The following is a 16,375-nucleotide window of genomic DNA, read 5'->3' on the forward strand; positions in this document are numbered from 1 at the left end:
ACGATGACCATCTCTATCGACCGGGTCGAGGAAGCCGCGTTCGAGATCATGAAACGCGCCGCGATCGAGATCCCGAAGGACTACAAGCAGGGCATCCAGGCGTTGCAGAAGACCGAGACCGGCAAGCTGCCGCGCTTCGTGATCCACGCCATGCAGGACAACTGGGAAGCCGCCGACCAGGACCGCCGGCCAATGTGCGCCGACACCGGTCTGCCGCGCTACTACGTCAAGGTTGGCAATAACGCCACGGTGCAACGCGGCTTTGTCGCGGTGGAGCGCGCGTTGCGCAAGGCCACGGCCGACGCCACGCTGGCGGTTCCGCTACGTCCCAATCGCGTGCATCCACTCTGGCGTACCGATAACAACAACAACGTGGGCATCAATGCGCCCGAGATCGAATGGTCGTTCGAGCCCGATGCCGACTGGGTAGACATCACCACCGTGCACAAGGGTGGGCTGTTCGGGACCGATTACCGGATGCTGTTCCCCGGTGACGGCATCGACGGTATCAAGCGCTTCGTGCTCGATACCCTGATCGCATTCGGCAAGCGCGGCCTGGCCTGCCAGCCGGCGATCGTCGGCATTGGGCTGGGCGGATCCAAGGATACGTGCATGCAGCTCGGCAAGCAGGCGGCATGTCTGCGCGTGGTGGGTGACCGCAATCCCGACCCGAAGATCGCCGAGCTCGAACTGGAACTGATGAAGCTTGGCAACTCGATTGGCATGGGTGCGATGGGCTTCGTGGGTTCGTCGATGGTGGTCGACTGCCATATCGAAGTGGGCCACACGCACACGGGCGGCATGCCGATCAGCATCCATACGTTCTGCCTGTCGTCGCGCCGCGCGACCGCGCGCATCCATCCCGACGGCAATATCGAATATCGCACGGACCCACAGTGGTTCACCCCTTATCTGCGCAGGGAGACGGTCGAATGGTAAGCCCGCAAGATGATGAACTGAAAGTCTTCCATATCAACCTGCCCGCCACGACGGAAGACATCGCGAAGCTCGAGCTCGGAGCCGCCGTCTACCTGACGGGGATGATCTATACGGCTCGGGAAGGCGTTTACAAGAAGGTGCTCGACGAGGGCCTGGAGCCACCGGTTGAGCTGCGTGGGCTCAGCAATGTCAATTTCCATTGCTCGCCTGCCGCGGCTCCCAATCCGGATGGCAGCTACAACGTGGGCGCGGTGACCGCCACGGCGAGTTTCCGCTTCTCCAAGTGGATACCGAAGTGGATGGAGAAAACCGCGTGCCGCATCTTTATCGGCAAGGGTGGCATGCCTGCCGACGACTACAAGCGCGTGCTGGCACCGGGTGGGGCCATCTACCTGACGACGGTTGGCTATGGAACCGGCGCGTTGCTCGGTCGGGGCATCAAGCAGGTGAAGGACGTGTTCTGGCTGGACGAACTCGGCATTGCACAGGCGATGTGGATGTTCGAGGTGGAGAACTTCGGCCCGTTCATTGTCGAGAGCGACCTGGAGGGCAATTCGCTGTTCGCGCAGCACGCCGAGGTCATCAATGCCGGGATCGAGAAGCTCTACGCTGGCCTGAAACCGCCGGCGTTGCACCGGTACGGCGAGACCGATGACCGCAAGAACGAGGTGATGTAAGCACATTCCCAGGAATACGACATGATCATTGATTTCAGACTCCGTCCGCCGGTCGGTGGCTTCCTCGATACGTTGATGTACTCGGCCGGGGAGCGTCGTGACGGCTTCACGCGCACGGTTGGCTTCGAGCCGTCGCCTGCCGCCCAACAGCAGTCCATGGATCTGCTGCTCAAGGAAATGGACGAGGCCGGTGTCGACAAGGGGGTCGTGGTCGGGCGCCTGGCCGGAACCTTGGGCAGTGTTTCGAATGAGGATGTCGCGCGTATCGTGCGTGATGACCCGCAACGCTTTATTGGTGCCGCGTCAATTGATCCGACGAACCGGGTGGCCGCGTGCAAGACGATCTCCGATGCGGTTGCCAACGGGTTCAAGGCCATCAATATCGAACCGGGTTCCTATCCGATCCCGATGTATGCCGACGATCGGCGCCTGTATCCGATCTATGCACATTGTGAAGATCTGGAGGTGCCCGTAATCATGATGGTGGGTGGTACCGCCGGTCCGGACCTGAGCTATTCCGACCCGGTGAAGACCGACCGCGTCCTGACGGACTTCCCCCGGCTCAAGGTGGTGGTCGTGCACGGTGGCTGGCCGTGGGTGACGGAGATCCTGCATATCGCGTTCCGCAGGCCGAACATGTACCTGTCGCCCGACATGTATTTCTCGCGGATGCCGGGCTGGGAGGAATACGTAAAGGCCGCTGATACGTTCCTGGCGGACCGGATGCTGTACGCAAGCTCTTTCCCGTTTTGCCCGGTACGCGACTACAAGCGATGGTTCGAGACCTTGCCAATCCGTCCCGAGAACATGGAGAAGGTCATGGGCGGCAATGCCCGCCGTTTGTTGGGGCTCTAGTCTGTGTGCGCAACGTCCATGCGGCAAAATGTCGACGCAGCGCGCTAGCGGGTTGAATCACACATCAATTTGTCAGACATGGACGTCAAGACGCTTTACACACTGGTAGCCATTGCCGATAGAGGCAGCTTCGCCGAGGCAGGCAACGTCATCGGGCTGACGGTTTCGGCAGTCAGCATGCAGATGCGCGCGCTCGAAGAAGAACTGGGCATCACGATCTTCGACCGAAGTCGCCGGCCGCCGGTGTTGACCGACGCGGGGCTTGCGTTCACGAATCGTGCGCGTGACCTGCTGACGCATTGGGAGAGCATGAGCGCGGCGCTCAAGCGCGAAGCGGCCGGCGGCGTGCTGAAGCTCGGCTCCGTGCATACCTGCGTCTCCGGGGTATTGCCGCTGGCATTGAAGCGGCTGCACCAGCAGGGGCACCGCATCGACATCCACCTGACTACCGGTCTTACCCATGACCTGGAGCGGGCCGTATACCGGCGGCAACTGGACGTGGCGGTTGTTACCGAGCCGGAGGTTCCGCGCCTGGACCTTCAGTTCATGCCCTTCTTCAACGAAGAGTTCGTGGTGATCACACCTGTCACGACGCGCGGGGACTCGGACAAGGGCGTACTGGAGACTACGCCTTACGTGCGCTTCAACCGCACCGCTCGCGTTGGCCTGCTGGTGCAGGAGGAGATGGTGCGGCGCCAGATTGCGGTCCGGTCGACCATGGAGATCGACACGCTCGAAGGCGTGATTGCCATGGTGGCCAACGGCCTGGGTTCATCCGTGGTGCCGGCCCGCGGTGTCGAGAACGAGTTCCCGGCAACGATCCGTACCATCCCGTTTGGCTCGCCGCCGTTGATGCGCCGGCTTGGCATCCTGGTGCCGCGCGATAACCCTCGCGCGCATCTGTCGCGGTTGTTGTTCGATGCGCTGACCTATGTGACCACGCCGGACGACAGCCGTCCGAAACTGGCGCAGAAGGGCTAGCCATGGCGACAATTCCGGAGTTTCCGAACCCGTATCGAACGGGATAGCAGCAGCAGTACGGAAACAACATTCGATTGAATAGCCAATCCCATTGAATTGATGAGTCGATGGGAGTGGGATGGTTTTGCCTTGAAAAAACACAAGCACTCAAATCGGTAAGAACGCAAGAAGCAACACTCGAAGCAGCGTACGAAGCAGCGTACGAAGCAGCGCAAACGATAGTCGTCCGGATAGTGACGACACCATAAAGGAGACAACGATGCACTCACAAGACACAGGAAAGGCCATCGGCAACTGGCTTGCGCGAGGGCGGCGATGGTTGCGCCGCCTGCGCCAGGACCCCATCGTCAAGGAGCTGTGCCGCGATGCGGATGCACCGCGGTACAGGACATCGACCGCAGTGGCCATGTTTGCGTTTGCCATTGCGCCGCTGGCCATGGTGCCTGCCCACGCGGAGGAGTGGCCGAACAAACCGATCCGCCTGGTCGTGCCGTTTGCATCGGGCGGCGCCACCGATCTTCTGGCGCGCGCGGTCGGCGTCGAACTTGGCAAGCAATGGAAGCAGCCCGTCGTGGTGGACAACCGGCCAGGTGCCGGCGGCGCGGTAGGAGCCGAAGCGGTTGCCAAATCGGCGCCCGACGGCTACACGCTCCTGCTTGCATCGGGAAGCATGTTTACGGTCAATCCGTTTATCTACCAGAAGCTGCCGTACTCAGCGGAAAGCTTCGAAATGATCAGCAAGATCGCCAGCGGGCCGATGGTGCTGACGGTTAACTCGAAAATTCCGGCCAAGACCATGGCCGAGTTCATCAGCTATGCCAAGGCCAATCCGGGCAAGCTGACGTTTGCGTCGGCGGGTAACGGCAGTCAGGTGCATATCGCCAACGAAGCCTTTGCCGAAGCCGCCGGCATCAACGTGGTACACGTGCCATACAAGGGCGAAGGACCGGCCTATTCGGACCTGATGGCGGGAACCGTGGACATGACCGTGGGCAACATCAATGCCATCTCGCCGCTTCTCAAGGGTGGCCGCCTGCGTGCGTTGGCGGTAACCGGCAAGGAGCGATCCCCGCTGCTGCCCGATGTGCCGACCACCGACGAGGCTGGCTTGCCGGGCTTCACATTCTATGGGTGGTTCGCGCTGATGGCTCCGGCAGGCACGCCCAAGGAACTCACCGCGAAGATGTATGCCGATCTCGAGAAGGCTGCCGCCGAACCGAGCATGCAGCGATACCTTGCCGCGCAAGGCATGACCAAGACCCTCACGCCAAAGGGCCGCCTTCCCGAGGAAATCGTCCAGGAATCGGGCCGCTGGAAGGTACTGGTTGGCAAGCGGAAGATTTCCGCCAACTAGCCGTGAGGAGACAGTCGATATGAAAACGCTTCTCGGCGGATGCATCAAGGCGTTGGGCATTGGTACGGTCGCGATCGGCGCAGTCACGGCTGGTGCCCGGCCTGCCGCGGCGCAGGCGTATCCCAATCGCCCGGTCACCATTGTTGTTCCGTTCGCGGCGGGAGGGGACGCGGATCAGTCTGCCCGTAACCTTTCCGTGACGGCCTCGACCCTGTTGGGCCAGCCAGTCGTGGTCATGAACCGGCCCGGCGCGAACGGCGCAATCGGGTCCCAGGTGGCAAAGGATGCCAGTCCGGATGGATACACGCTGCTGCTGGCGCGGGTCGGCTCGCAAGTGCTGCTGCCCGCGATCCAGGAATCCGGACTGGCCTACAAGTGGAATGACTTCACGTTTATTGGCTTGCTTGAGCTCAATCCGGTAGTGTGTGTCGTGCATCCGGATTCCAGGTTCAAGACGCTGGCCGATCTGGCGGCGGAACTCCAGGCGCATCCCGGCAAGCTTAACTACAGCGCGTCGGGACCGGCCACGGTACAGAACCTCGCGCCGCAACTGCTGTTGCAGAGCCTGGACCTGAAGTCGAATGGCGCGGTGAACGTGAACTACAAGGGCGGTAATGAGGCCGCGCTCGCCGTGATCTCCAAAGAGGTGGATTTCAGTTGCAATAACCTCAGTTCGATGGCTGGGCAGGTGGCTGGCGGCAAGTTGCGTGCCCTGGTGACGACCACGCCGGAACGACTGAAGCAGTTCCCGGATGTGCCAACTGCAAGGGAAGCGGGCTTTCCGAAGCTGGAAGCGGTGATTGGCTGGAGCGCGCTGTATGGCCCGCCCAACATGCCGGTGGAGATCGTCAGGAAATGGGCTGGCGTCCTCAAGTCGGCATCGACCGACGCCCGCTGGATCTCGGCGAATGCGACCTACGGCGGCATTCCCCGGGTCCTGACACCTGAAGAGACGGCAAAATACGTGCTTGAGAACTACCACGCGTATCAGGCGCTCGCCAGAAGCGCGGGCATCAAGATGCAGTAGGCCTGAACGATTCCAATAAACGAGCCGACGATCGACGATCCATGGGAACGGAACATTACGCAGTGCTGGGGGCAACTGTCGCAGGGGCCTACACGGTATTCGGACTGACGGGCTTCGGCGCGGCCATGGTGGCCGTGCCAATCCTGGTGCAGTTCATCCCCCTGCAATTTGTGGTTCCAATGCTCCTGCTGCTCGATCTCGTGACGACGGCGCTGGTTGGCATGCGCAACTGGAACTCCGTCTCGCGTCCGGAACTGCTGCGCCTGCTTCCGTTCATGATGGTGGGCGTGGCGCTCGGTACGACGGTGCTCGCGAAGGTCGAGTCGCGTTGGTTGCTGATTGCTCTTGGTCTGTTTGTACTGATGATGACGGGGCGGGCCCTGCTGAAATCCTCGGCACGGACCGAGGAAGTGGCAAGAGGATGGTCGGTGCCCGCCGGGGTGGTTGGTGGCGTATTCAGCGCGCTGTTTGGCACCGGCGGGCCGGTCTACACGATGTACCTGTCCCGCCGTCTTCCGCAGATGGACGCATTCCGCTCCACGATTGCCGCCGTCATCCTGTTCAGTGCACTGGTGCGCCTGGCCGCATTTGCGGGCAGCGGGTTGCTGCAACAGGGTGACTTGCTGCGCAGCGCCGCGTTTGCGATGCCATTCAGTCTCGTCGGCCTTGCAATCGGATCGCGCTTGCGCAGGAAAATATCGGCGGACGCCGTGCGGCGGGCGCTGCTGATCTTTCTCTGCGCCAGTGGCGTTTCGGTGCTCTGCCGCGGGCTATTGATGCACTGAGAAGTGTTTGTCGCTCATTTGCGGCAAATCCAGGTCAATCGTCGGTTATTTTTCGGGATTGTCCGCTGTCTGGCCGTCGGGGGCGGGGGCTGGCGCGTCCTTCGGAGCAGCCGGCTTTGCCTTCGGCCTGGCGGCACGCAGTTGATGGGCTCGCCGCGCATCGGCTTCGGTGACCAATCCTGCTTCTTGTCCGGCCAGGTCGACGCGCTTGTTGCCGATCGTCAGGCAAGCCCAGTAGCGGGCACCCCGGCACCAGGTCCGGATGGCGCTGCGAAGTTCGTCTTCGGTCAGCGCGAGGTCCTTGGCGTGCGCAAGCAGATCCTCGAAGATGCCGATCTTGAGCGGCAGCTTGGGTGCGGGATTCTTGGGGAAAGCCTGGGGGAACCGCTTCTGGAGCTTGCCAATGTTCCGTACCACGGGGTCGACGGGCGTCGACGGCGTGGCGGGAGTTGCCGGAGCCGCCCGTTTGGCGGCAGGCGCCGGGCGCGGGCGAGGCTTTTTTGCCTGCGATGCGCTCTTTGCCTGCTCGGCCATTTTTGCTTTCAATGCTGCCAGTTGTTCAAAGCCCATTTTGTCCAGCCTAGTCATGAGCCGCAGATTATACGGCGGCGCCGGATGTCCGGCTTCCGGAGTTGCGGCCGGAGGTGATCGGCATCACGGCAAGCGGCCAATCGGGTTCCGGTCTATCCTCACGCCTGCGGCACCGGCAGGCGGACCATACCGACGCCGGGAGCGCGTATCCCAGACACCCACGACTCGTCCAAGGAGCCCCCATGGCCCTCTCGATGTACGACGTATCGGTCCCGGCTTTTATCCGGGCCCTGACCAATCTTTCCGCAATTCTCGACAAAGGCGCGGCGCATGCGCAGGCCCAGGGGATGGACGCCCTGGAATTGATCCAGACGCGCCTGGTCGCCGACATGGATCCACTGTCGTCGCAGGTGCAGCGCGCCAGCGATTCGGCCAAGGGTTGTGCGGCACGCCTCGCGGGGATCGAGATCCCATCATATCCAGACAATGAAACGACCTTCCCCGAGCTGCAGGAGCGCATTGCAAAAACGGTGGGCTTCCTGAAAACCATTCGCCCCGAGCAACTCGATGGCAGCGAGACCCGCGTGATCGAGTTGAAGCTGCGTGGCGGCCCGGTGACGTTCGACGGCAAGAGCTATCTGCTGGGCTTTGTGTTGCCGAACTTCTATTTCCACGTGACCACGGCCTACGACATCCTGCGCCACAAGGGCGTACAAATCGGCAAGATGGACTACCTCGGCGCACCCCGCTGATCTGTGTTGTGTGTTTGTTGCTCCCCTCTCCCGCACGGCGGGAGAGGGGCCGGGGGAGAGGGCAAAGACGGTCAAATTGCCTTCATCGCATCCTGAGTCGCCGGCCCACTCCCGTCACTATTCTCCGCACGATCCAGCCGCCCGCTGAGCTCAGTCAGCCCCAGCGCCACCAGTACCACCAGCGCGCCAATCCACGGCGTATGCATCAGCCCCAGGTGTTGCACGATCAGGCCACCGGCCCACGCGGCGCCGGCAATGCCGAGGTTGAACGCGGCGATGTTCAGGCCCGATGCCACGTCCACGGCTTGCGGTGTGTGACGCTCGGCCTGCTTGACCACATAGACCTGTAGGCCCGGCACATTGCCGAACGCCACCGCGCCCCAGGCCAATACGGTTGCCACGACCAGCCAGCGGTGCGGTGCGGTAAACGTCAGCACGAACAGCACGGCGGCCAGCAGCAGGAACACGACGCGCAGCGCGGCAATCGGGCCGTGCCGGTCGGCCAGCCGGCCGCCCCAGATATTGCCGATGGCCACGGACACACCATAGACCAGCATCACCAGGCCCACGGCGCCGGCACTGAAGCCGGACACGTCCTGGAGGATTGGCGCGAGGAACGTGAACGGAATGAACGAGCCGCCATAACCGATGGCCGTCTTGGCATAGACCAGCAGCAGGCGCGGTTCGGCCAGCACGCGCGCCTGTTGCAGCAGGGAGGCCGGCGGCGTATGGCGGATCGACGACGGCACGAACAGCAGGCTGCCGAGGAACGCGACCACGCCCAGCGCGGAGACCGCCAGGAAGGTTTCGCGCCAGCCAAAATGCTGGCCGATAAAGGTGCCCAGCGGCACGCCGGTAACCAGTGCCACGGTCAGGCCGGTAAACATGATCGCGATGGCACTGGCGGCCTTTTCGCGGGGCACAAGCCCGGTGGCAATCGTCGAGCCGATCGAGAAGAACACGCCGTGCGCCAGACCGGTCAGGATGCGGGCAACAATCAGCGACTCATAGCCCGGTGCCCGCCAGGCCAGCAGGTTGCCGGCCGTGAATAGCGCCATCAGCGACAACAGCAAGGCCTTGCGCGGCAAGCGGCCGGTCAGCGCGGTCAGCACGGGCGCGCCAATGGCCACGCCTAGCGCATAGAGGCTGACCAGCAGGCCCGCCGATGGCACACTGATATGCAGGTCGGTGGCAATGGTGGGAATCAGGCCGACGATCACGAACTCGGTGGTCCCGATGGCAAACGCGCTGATGGTCAGCGCAAGCAGGGCAATGGGCATGGAAGGCTCCGGATTACAGGGTGGAGCGCAGTGTGCCCGGGTCTTTCTTGCCAAAAAACCCCGTGGTCGACAGAAAACATTTGAGAAAAAATCAATAATACCGGTGCTTCGACGCGCGACCGGCTGGCGATTGCGTTTCAAGAACCTGCCTTAGCGGAAACCCTAGGTTTTTGATACAATCGCCGGTTGCTCACGCCTCGGCTTTTGCCTATTTTTTGAGCAAGCCCCCACATTATCGACACAAAACCCATGACATACGCCGTCAAGGAAATCTTCTATACGCTGCAGGGCGAGGGCGCCAACGCCGGTCGCGCGGCGGTGTTCTGCCGTTTCTCGGGTTGCAACCTGTGGACCGGCCGCGAGGAAGATCGCGCCAAGGCTGTCTGCCAGTTTTGCGATACCGATTTCGTGGGTACCGCCGGCACCCGTGGCGGCAAGTACCGGACCGCGGCGGAGCTGGCGGACGTGGTGGCTTCCGAATGGCCGCAAGGCGCCGGCGGCCGCCCGCTGGTGGTGTGTACCGGTGGCGAGCCGCTGCTGCAGCTGGATGCGCCACTGATCGAGGCCCTGCACGCGCGCGGCTTCGAGATCGCGATCGAGACCAATGGCACGCTTGCCGTGCCCGACGGGATCGACTGGGTTTGCGTCAGCCCCAAGATGGGTGCGGAACTGGTGGTGAAGAAGGGCGACGAACTCAAGGTCGTGATGCCCCAGGACGGCCAGGATTTCGCGGCATACGAGCAACTGGATTTCCGTTATTTCATGGTGCAGGCCATGGACGGTCCGCTGGCCCGGCAAAATACGGCTGCAGCGGTTGATTTCTGCCAGCGCCATCCGCGCTGGCGCCTGTCGCTGCAGACCCATAAGCTGCTGGGCATTCGCTGACACATGAGCAAACAAGTTTCGATTACTCGCCGCCTCGAATTCGATGCCGGCCACCGCATCCCGAGCCATGGCGGCCAGTGCCGCAACATCCATGGCCATCGCTATCGCCTGGACCTGACGCTGTCGGGTGAGGTGCTGCGCCAGGAAGGCGCGTCCGACGACGGCATGATCCTGGACTTCGGCGATATCAAGACGCTCGCCAACGAGCACCTGGTGTCGAAGTGGGACCATTCGTTCCTGATCTATCGTGGCGACACCGCATTGCTGAATTTCCTGCAGTCGATGGACAACCACAAGACCGTGGTCATTGACAGCATTCCCACCGTTGAGAATCTGGCGCAGGTGGCGTTCGACATCCTGGCGCCGGTCTTCAAGGACTGCTTTGGCCACCATCTGCAACTGACGAAGCTGGTGCTGTTCGAAACGCCGAACTGCTGGGCCGAAGTCAGCGCGCCGCTATCGTTGCCGGCGCAGGACTGAATCACGATGTCCGCTGCGCCCGCATTCGAGGACGAAGCCGCGCGCGACCGCTACTACATGGCGATCGCGCTCGACGAAGCGCGGCTGGCGCAAGCGGCCGGCGAGGTGCCGGTGGGTGCCGTGGTGGTCTGGAACGGCGAGATCATTGCGCGCGGCCATAACCTGCCGATCCGCTCGATCGATCCGTCCGCGCATGCGGAAATGCAGGCATTGCGCGCCGCGGCCAAGGTGCTGGGCAACTATCGCATGCCTGAATGCGAGCTGTACGTGACGCTGGAGCCGTGCGCGATGTGCAGCGGCGCCATCCTGCATGCGCGCCTCAAGCACGTGGTATTCGGTGCCACCGATCCCAAGACCGGTGCGGCAGGCAGTGTCGTGGACCTGTTCGCGCAGGCCACGCTCAATCACCAGACCACGCTGACGCGCGGGGTCATGGCCGACGAATGCGGCCAGTTGCTGCGCGATTTCTTTGGCGATCGCCGCCGCGCGCAGAAAGCCGCCCAGAAGCTGGCCCAGCAGGCAGCCCAGCAGGCGGTAAGCGACGGCCAGGCCGCTCCGCCCTCGCCATCGGGCGCCGATTAGGTGAGAATTCATGCTTCCGATCAAGAACACGAAGCATGAGCCAGTCCATCGAAGTCCGCCTGATTGCCTCTTCCGGTTACCCGCATGACGTGGCCGTTGCCGCGCGCGGCTGTGCCTGGCTCAAGCATCACGGCTACCACGTCAACAATCCCGATGTACTGGCGCGGCGCTACATGCGCTTTGGCGGCACCGATGCCGAACGGCTGGCCGACCTGCATGCGATTGGTACCGGACCCGCGCGCGAACTGACACTGGCGGTGCGTGGCGGCTATGGCCTGGCGCGCCTGCTCGACAAGATCGATTTCACGCGCATTGCCACCCAGGCACGTGCAAGCGGTACGCCTATCGTCGGCCATAGCGATTTCACCGCATTCCAGCTGGCCTATCTTGCCGCCACCGGTGGCGTGAGCTTTGCCGGCCCGATGTTGCTGGCCGATTTTGGCGAAGAGCACGTCGATCCGTTCATGTGGGAGCACTTCGAGGCCATCCTGCGCCAGCCGGAATACCGGATCGAGGTGGCAGCCCCGCAGGCCTTGCCGGCAGGGCGGTCGGCGACAGCGCAGGGCACGCTGTGGGGCGGCAACCTGGCCATGCTGTGCAGCCTGCTGGGTACGCCCTATATGCCGAAGGTGGATGGCGGCATCCTGTTCCTGGAGGACATCAACGAGCCGCCGTATCGCGTGGAGCGGATGCTGCTGCAGTTGCTGCAGGCCGGGGTGCTGGCCACGCAGCAGGCGCTCGTGCTCGGTGATTTCTCGAACTACCGCACCACCGACTACGACAACGGCTACGACATGGCTGCCGTGTTCGACTATCTGCGCGGCCGGCTCGGCATCCCGGTGCTGACGGGCCTGCCATTCGGCCATTGCCCGCGCAAGCTGACGTTGCCGGTGGGCGGCACGGCGCGCCTCGAGGCCGGTGCCGACGGGTTTGCGCTGGCGTTGTCGGGATATCCGACGCTGTAGCGCCAAAGCACTGTAGCCCGCCCCGGGTGGGACGGCTTACGGGATACGCCCGCCAGTGGTAAAATCGCGGGCTATTTCCGCATTTTCGCTGCGCCTGGCACGCCAATCGGGTGCGTGCCGCCAGATCCGCCAGATTCCGGCTGCCAGCAGACATACCCCGGGTGCCAACGCGGCGCCCCACATTCCAGACAAGGTTCAGACGTGCTTTCTACCGCAAACATCACCATGCAGTTCGGCCCCAAGCCGTTGTTCGAGAACATCTCGGTCAAGTTCGGCGAGGGTAACCGCTACGGCCTGATCGGCGCGAACGGCTGCGGCAAGTCCACCTTCATGAAGATCCTGGGCGCCGACCTGGAGCAATCGTCGGGCACGGTCATGCTGGAGCCGGGCGTGCGCCTGGGCAAGCTGCGCCAGGACCAGTTCGCCTATGAAGACAACCGCGTGCTCGACGTGGTGATGATGGGTCATACGGAAATGTGGGCTGCCGCCAGCGAGCGCGATGCGATCTATGCCAACCCCGAGGCCACCGACGAAGACTACATGAAGGCGGCGGAACTGGAAGCCAAGTACGCCGAGTACGACGGCTACACGGCCGAGGCGCGTGCCGGCGAACTGCTGCTGGGCGTGGGGATCCCGACCGACCAGCACCAGGGCCCGATGAGCGAGATCGCCCCGGGTTGGAAGCTGCGTGTGCTGCTGGCCCAGGCGCTGTTCTCGAATCCGGACGTGCTGCTGCTGGACGAGCCGACCAACAACCTGGACATCAACACGATCCGTTGGCTGGAAGACGTGCTCAACGAGCGCAATTCCACCATGATCATCATTTCCCACGATCGCCACTTCCTGAATTCGGTGTGCACGCACATGGCCGACATGGACTACGGCACGCTGAAGGTCTATCCGGGCAACTACGACGACTACATGCAGGCGTCGATGCAGGCCCGCGAGCGCCAGCTGGCCGCCAATGCGCGCGCCAAGGAACGGATCACCGAACTGCAGGATTTCGTGCGCCGCTTCTCGGCCAACAAGTCGAAGGCCCGCCAGGCCACGTCGCGTGCCAAGCAGATCGACAAGATCAAGGTCGAGGACATCAAGCCGTCGTCGCGCCAGAATCCGTTTGTCCGCTTCGAGTTCGAGAAGAAGCTGCACAACCTGGCCGTGGAAGTCGAGGACGTTACCAAGAGCTACGAGCGCAAGATCCTCAACAACCTGTCGATGGCGGTCCAGGCCGGCGAGCGCGTGGCCATCATTGGCGAAAACGGCGCGGGCAAGACCACGCTGCTGCGCAGCCTGCTGAACAACGTGCTGGAAAGCGGCGTGCAGCGCGGTGTCGAAGTGGACCGTGGTGCGATCAAGTGGGCCGAAAACGCCAACGTCGGCTACATGCCGCAGGACACGTACGAGGAATTCCCGAACGATGTGAACGTGATGGACTGGATGAGCCAGTGGACCCAGGCCGGCGACGACGACCAGTCGCTGCGCGGTACGCTGGGCCGGCTGCTGTTCTCGGCTGACGATATCAAGAAGTCCGTCAAGGTCCTGTCCGGTGGTGAGAAGGGCCGCATGATCTGGGGCAAGCTGATGCTGGGCCGCCATAACGTGCTGGCCATGGACGAGCCGACCAACCACATGGACATGGAATCGATCGAATCGCTGCAGATCGCGCTCGACAAATTCCCCGGCACCCTGATCTTCGTGTCGCATGACCGCGAACTGATCAACGGCCTGGCCACGCGCGTGATCGAAGTGCGCACCGATGGCACCATCAGCGACTACCTGGGCACGTACGACGAATACCTGCAGTCGCAGGGTATCGAGGCGTAAGGCTTAAAGTCCCAATTGGTTTGCTCCCCTCTCCCGCACAGCGGGAGAGGGGCAGGGGGAGAGGGCCGGCGGTTCAAATAGCCGCAGGTGGCAAGCAGAACCACTTACCCTCACCCCCAACCCCTCTCCCGCGTGCGGGAGAGGGGAGCTTTCATCCTCTCTCTACCGCGCTGGTGCCACCCCCATCTCGGCCAGCAGGTCATCAAGCTGGTCGACGATTGCGTGGGCCGTGATGTCGCCCTTGGCTTTCTGCAAAGCGGTACCAAGCATGTCGCGCAACGCGGCAAGTTCGACCACGGTCGAAGCTTTCTCTACCTTCACCTGCAATACATAGCCACGCAAGCCCAGGTGGTTGCCGATCACATCGGTATAGAAGTGGTAAAGCCGCTTGTAGCCATCGGCGCCGGCCGGGGCTGATGGGGGGGCGACCATGGTCGGTGCGATAGTTGTGTCCGCAAGCATGTCGACGCGATCGTCGATCCCCTTTCCAGCAGCGGAATTGAAACCCGAATAGGCGGCGAACAGGTTGGTTTCGGCGCGCGCTTCCCGCCTGGCGGGGCTCGGCGCCCGTGGGGCGGCCGATGCCACTTCGGCAGGCTCCGGCAATGGCTCGATCAGGCCCAGTGCCAGCAATGTGTCGAATGCTTCTTCGGAAACGCCCATACCGCTGACTTGCGCCAACAGCGCCGATTTCACGCGTTCTCCGTTCACGATCAGCAATAACGCGCGCAGTTTGTGCTCCAGCTTGCGCGCGCGTGTGCGGATCTCCTCTTGACCAGCCTCCGTCTTGTGATAGATCGGGTCGACCATGTCTCGCTCCTTTGTTATGTTTCGGCCGCCCGCGGCGAGTCCCTCGGGTGAGTCTTGCGCGGCCGATTATCGCCATCTTGCGTCTGAAACGGCTGGCGGCAAAGGAAAAGCGATGCCGCAAACCGCTCTACAATGTGGTGCACCATAAAAGTATCAAAAAAATTGCAACCGCCGATCCACCTAATGAGGGCATGTGGCCATGCAACAACGAGACAAGCTTTTCATCAATGGCAAATGGGTGACGCCCCATGGTACGGGCAGTATCGAAGTCATCCATTCCGCCACCGAGGCAGTGATGGGCAAGATTCCCGAGGGTCACGCCCGTGACGCAGAGGATGCCATCGCGGCCGCCCGTGCGGCGTTCGATGGCTGGTCGAATACTCCGCCCGCCGAGCGGGCACGCTATATCCGCAAGATCGCCGACGGTTTGAAGGAACGCACCGAGGAACTCGCGCAACTGATTGCGGGCGAAGTCGGCATGCCGATCAAGCTGGCACGCGCGATCCAGGTAGGAGGTCCGGTATATAACTGGGGCCAGGCCGCAGCGCTGCTGGAAGGCTTCGCGTTCGAAGAGCAGGTTGGCAACTCTCTGGTGGTGCGCGAGCCGGTGGGTGTGGTAGCGGCGATTACGCCATGGAACTACCCGCTGAACCAGATCACGCTCAAGGTGGCGCCCGCGCTGGCCGCCGGCTGTACCGTGGTGCTCAAGCCGTCCGAAGTGGCGCCGCTCAATGCCTTTGTACTGGCTGAAGTGATCGAAGCCGCCGGCCTGCCGCCGGGCGTGTTCAACCTGGTGACCGGCTATGGGCCGGTGGTCGGTGAAGTGCTGGCAAGCCATCCGGAGGTCGACATGGTGTCGTTCACCGGCTCCACGCGCGCCGGCAAGCGCGTATCCGAACTGGCGGCCCAGTCGGTCAAGCGGGTGGCACTGGAACTCGGCGGGAAGTCGGCTTCGGTGATCCTGGACGATGCCGACCTGCCAGTGGCGGTCAAGGGCACCATCAGCGCCTGCTTCCTGAACTCGGGCCAGACCTGCTCGGCACATACGCGCATGCTGGTGCCGCGCAGCCGTTATGACGAAGTCAAGGCGATTGCCGCCAAGGTGGTCGAAGGTTTCACCGTGGGTGACCCGCTGGCCGATACCACGCGGCTTGGACCGCTGATTTCCGCTGTGCAGAAAGAACGCGTGACTGGCTATATCCGCCGCGGCCTGGAGGAGGGTGCCGAGCTCGTGGCAGGCGGCCCCGACGCGCCGGCCGGTTTCGAACGCGGTTTCTTCGTCAAGCCGACGGTGCTGGGCAATGTCGATCCGCGGGCGACCGTCGCGCAGGAGGAAATCTTCGGCCCGGTCCTGTCGGTCATCTGCTACGACACCGAGGACGATGCGATCCGGATCGCCAACGACAGCATCTATGGTCTTGGCGGTGGCGTGTGGTCTGGCGATGAGGCGCGCGCGATTCGTGTGGCGCGACGTATCCGGACTGGCCAGGTCGATATCAATGGCGGACCGTTCAACATGAACGCGCCGTTCGGCGGCTTCAAGCAGTCTGGCAACGGTCGTGAAGGCGGCAAGTTCGGATTGGAGGAGTTCCTCGAGTACAAGTCGCTCCAGCTCAAGAAGGCTGGCTGACCGGCCACGTGCCGGGTC

At 62.8% G+C, this 16,375-nt stretch carries 17 protein-coding genes; 14 read left to right on the plus strand and 3 right to left on the minus strand.

The window, feature by feature from the left end; all coding sequences use genetic code 11:
- The first annotated feature begins 3 nt into the window (after positions 1-3).
- The 7 genes from ACO550_RS20950 (at position 4) to ACO550_RS20980 (ending at position 6,618) form a co-directional block, all read left to right on the plus strand.
- Positions 4-939 carry a fumarate hydratase gene (locus ACO550_RS20950; protein ID WP_315593874.1) on the plus strand — a complete coding sequence of 312 codons (936 nt, stop codon included), beginning with the start codon at positions 4-6 and terminating at the stop codon, positions 937-939.
- Positions 933-1,616, plus strand: coding sequence for a fumarate hydratase C-terminal domain-containing protein (locus tag ACO550_RS20955; RefSeq protein WP_315593875.1), 684 nt, complete (start codon positions 933-935; stop codon positions 1,614-1,616). The genes ACO550_RS20950 and ACO550_RS20955 overlap by 7 nt, the downstream gene beginning before the upstream one ends.
- A gap of 21 nt (positions 1,617-1,637) precedes the next feature.
- On the plus strand, positions 1,638-2,471 hold the full coding sequence (locus ACO550_RS20960; RefSeq protein ID WP_315593876.1) for an amidohydrolase family protein: 834 nt from the start codon (positions 1,638-1,640) through the stop codon (positions 2,469-2,471).
- Positions 2,472-2,549: 78 nt separating this feature from the next.
- Positions 2,550-3,452, plus strand: coding sequence for a LysR substrate-binding domain-containing protein (locus ACO550_RS20965; RefSeq protein ID WP_315593877.1), 903 nt, complete (start codon positions 2,550-2,552; stop codon positions 3,450-3,452).
- Positions 3,453-3,711: 259 nt separating this feature from the next.
- Positions 3,712-4,806: a tripartite tricarboxylate transporter substrate-binding protein gene (locus ACO550_RS20970; protein ID WP_315593878.1), complete on the plus strand. Its 1,095-nt coding sequence runs from the start codon at positions 3,712-3,714 to the stop codon at positions 4,804-4,806.
- A gap of 19 nt (positions 4,807-4,825) precedes the next feature.
- Positions 4,826-5,833 (plus strand): tripartite tricarboxylate transporter substrate-binding protein, encoded by a 1,008-nt coding sequence (locus ACO550_RS20975; protein ID WP_315593879.1) that lies wholly within the window; start codon positions 4,826-4,828, stop codon positions 5,831-5,833.
- A 41-nt stretch (positions 5,834-5,874) separates the two neighbouring features.
- Positions 5,875-6,618, plus strand: a complete 744-nt coding sequence (locus ACO550_RS20980) for a TSUP family transporter (RefSeq protein ID WP_315593880.1) — start codon at positions 5,875-5,877, stop codon at positions 6,616-6,618.
- A 45-nt stretch (positions 6,619-6,663) separates the two neighbouring features.
- Here the strand turns inward: ACO550_RS20980 and ACO550_RS20985 are convergent, their stop codons facing one another.
- Positions 6,664-7,188, minus strand: a complete 525-nt coding sequence (locus tag ACO550_RS20985; protein ID WP_315593969.1) for a ProQ/FINO family protein — start codon at positions 7,186-7,188, stop codon at positions 6,664-6,666.
- A gap of 203 nt (positions 7,189-7,391) precedes the next feature.
- Between ACO550_RS20985 and ACO550_RS20990 the strand changes: the two genes are divergently transcribed.
- A complete protein-coding gene (locus tag ACO550_RS20990; RefSeq protein ID WP_315593881.1) occupies positions 7,392-7,901 on the plus strand; it encodes a DUF1993 domain-containing protein in 510 nt (169 codons plus the stop codon).
- A gap of 71 nt (positions 7,902-7,972) precedes the next feature.
- Here the strand turns inward: ACO550_RS20990 and ACO550_RS20995 are convergent, their stop codons facing one another.
- Positions 7,973-9,181, minus strand: coding sequence for an MFS transporter (locus tag ACO550_RS20995; RefSeq protein ID WP_315593882.1), 1,209 nt, complete (start codon positions 9,179-9,181; stop codon positions 7,973-7,975).
- A gap of 249 nt (positions 9,182-9,430) precedes the next feature.
- Between ACO550_RS20995 and queE the strand changes: the two genes are divergently transcribed.
- The 5 genes from queE (at position 9,431) to ACO550_RS21020 (ending at position 13,917) form a co-directional block, all read left to right on the plus strand.
- Positions 9,431-10,066, plus strand: a complete 636-nt coding sequence (gene queE, locus ACO550_RS21000; RefSeq protein WP_315593883.1) for a 7-carboxy-7-deazaguanine synthase — start codon at positions 9,431-9,433, stop codon at positions 10,064-10,066.
- 3 nt (positions 10,067-10,069) lie between these two features.
- On the plus strand, positions 10,070-10,546 hold the full coding sequence (locus tag ACO550_RS21005; RefSeq protein ID WP_315593884.1) for a 6-carboxytetrahydropterin synthase: 477 nt from the start codon (positions 10,070-10,072) through the stop codon (positions 10,544-10,546).
- A 6-nt stretch (positions 10,547-10,552) separates the two neighbouring features.
- Positions 10,553-11,128, plus strand: coding sequence for a tRNA adenosine(34) deaminase TadA (gene tadA, locus ACO550_RS21010; protein WP_315593885.1), 576 nt, complete (start codon positions 10,553-10,555; stop codon positions 11,126-11,128).
- 35 nt (positions 11,129-11,163) lie between these two features.
- Positions 11,164-12,093, plus strand: a complete 930-nt coding sequence (gene ldcA, locus ACO550_RS21015; RefSeq protein ID WP_315593886.1) for a muramoyltetrapeptide carboxypeptidase — start codon at positions 11,164-11,166, stop codon at positions 12,091-12,093.
- Between the two features lie 201 nt (positions 12,094-12,294).
- Positions 12,295-13,917 carry an ABC-F family ATPase gene (locus ACO550_RS21020; protein WP_315593887.1) on the plus strand — a complete coding sequence of 541 codons (1,623 nt, stop codon included), beginning with the start codon at positions 12,295-12,297 and terminating at the stop codon, positions 13,915-13,917.
- A gap of 162 nt (positions 13,918-14,079) precedes the next feature.
- On the opposite strand, the gene ACO550_RS21025 is transcribed toward ACO550_RS21020, so the two are convergent.
- Positions 14,080-14,727 (minus strand): hypothetical protein, encoded by a 648-nt coding sequence (locus ACO550_RS21025; protein WP_315593888.1) that lies wholly within the window; start codon positions 14,725-14,727, stop codon positions 14,080-14,082.
- Positions 14,728-14,926: 199 nt separating this feature from the next.
- Here ACO550_RS21025 and ACO550_RS21030 point away from each other — a divergent pair, with 199 nt between their 5' ends.
- A complete protein-coding gene (locus tag ACO550_RS21030) occupies positions 14,927-16,357 on the plus strand; it encodes an aldehyde dehydrogenase family protein (RefSeq protein ID WP_315593889.1) in 1,431 nt (476 codons plus the stop codon).
- The last annotated feature ends 18 nt before the right edge of the window (positions 16,358-16,375 follow it).

Source organism: Cupriavidus sp. (assembly GCF_057315035.1).

Excerpts from the sequence above, each read along its gene's own strand:
- ACO550_RS20965 (WP_315593877.1), top strand. The coding sequence starts at position 2,550 with ATGGACGTCAAGACGCTTTACACACTGGTAGCCATTGCCGATAGAGGC.
- tadA (WP_315593885.1), top strand. The coding sequence starts at position 10,553 with ATGTCCGCTGCGCCCGCATTCGAGGACGAAGCCGCGCGCGACCGCTAC.
- ACO550_RS21005 (WP_315593884.1), top strand. The coding sequence starts at position 10,070 with ATGAGCAAACAAGTTTCGATTACTCGCCGCCTCGAATTCGATGCCGGC.
- ACO550_RS20950 (WP_315593874.1), top strand. The coding sequence starts at position 4 with ATGACCATCTCTATCGACCGGGTCGAGGAAGCCGCGTTCGAGATCATG.
- ACO550_RS21025 (WP_315593888.1), bottom strand. The coding sequence starts at position 14,727 with ATGGTCGACCCGATCTATCACAAGACGGAGGCTGGTCAAGAGGAGATC.
- ACO550_RS20985 (WP_315593969.1), bottom strand. The coding sequence starts at position 7,188 with ATGGGCTTTGAACAACTGGCAGCATTGAAAGCAAAAATGGCCGAGCAG.
- ACO550_RS20975 (WP_315593879.1), top strand. The coding sequence starts at position 4,826 with ATGAAAACGCTTCTCGGCGGATGCATCAAGGCGTTGGGCATTGGTACG.
- ldcA (WP_315593886.1), top strand. The coding sequence starts at position 11,164 with ATGAGCCAGTCCATCGAAGTCCGCCTGATTGCCTCTTCCGGTTACCCG.
- ACO550_RS20995 (WP_315593882.1), bottom strand. The coding sequence starts at position 9,181 with ATGCCCATTGCCCTGCTTGCGCTGACCATCAGCGCGTTTGCCATCGGG.
- ACO550_RS20960 (WP_315593876.1), top strand. The coding sequence starts at position 1,638 with ATGATCATTGATTTCAGACTCCGTCCGCCGGTCGGTGGCTTCCTCGAT.
- ACO550_RS20970 (WP_315593878.1), top strand. The coding sequence starts at position 3,712 with ATGCACTCACAAGACACAGGAAAGGCCATCGGCAACTGGCTTGCGCGA.
- ACO550_RS20990 (WP_315593881.1), top strand. The coding sequence starts at position 7,392 with ATGGCCCTCTCGATGTACGACGTATCGGTCCCGGCTTTTATCCGGGCC.
- ACO550_RS20955 (WP_315593875.1), top strand. The coding sequence starts at position 933 with ATGGTAAGCCCGCAAGATGATGAACTGAAAGTCTTCCATATCAACCTG.
- ACO550_RS21030 (WP_315593889.1), top strand. The coding sequence starts at position 14,927 with ATGCAACAACGAGACAAGCTTTTCATCAATGGCAAATGGGTGACGCCC.
- ACO550_RS20980 (WP_315593880.1), top strand. The coding sequence starts at position 5,875 with ATGGGAACGGAACATTACGCAGTGCTGGGGGCAACTGTCGCAGGGGCC.
- queE (WP_315593883.1), top strand. The coding sequence starts at position 9,431 with ATGACATACGCCGTCAAGGAAATCTTCTATACGCTGCAGGGCGAGGGC.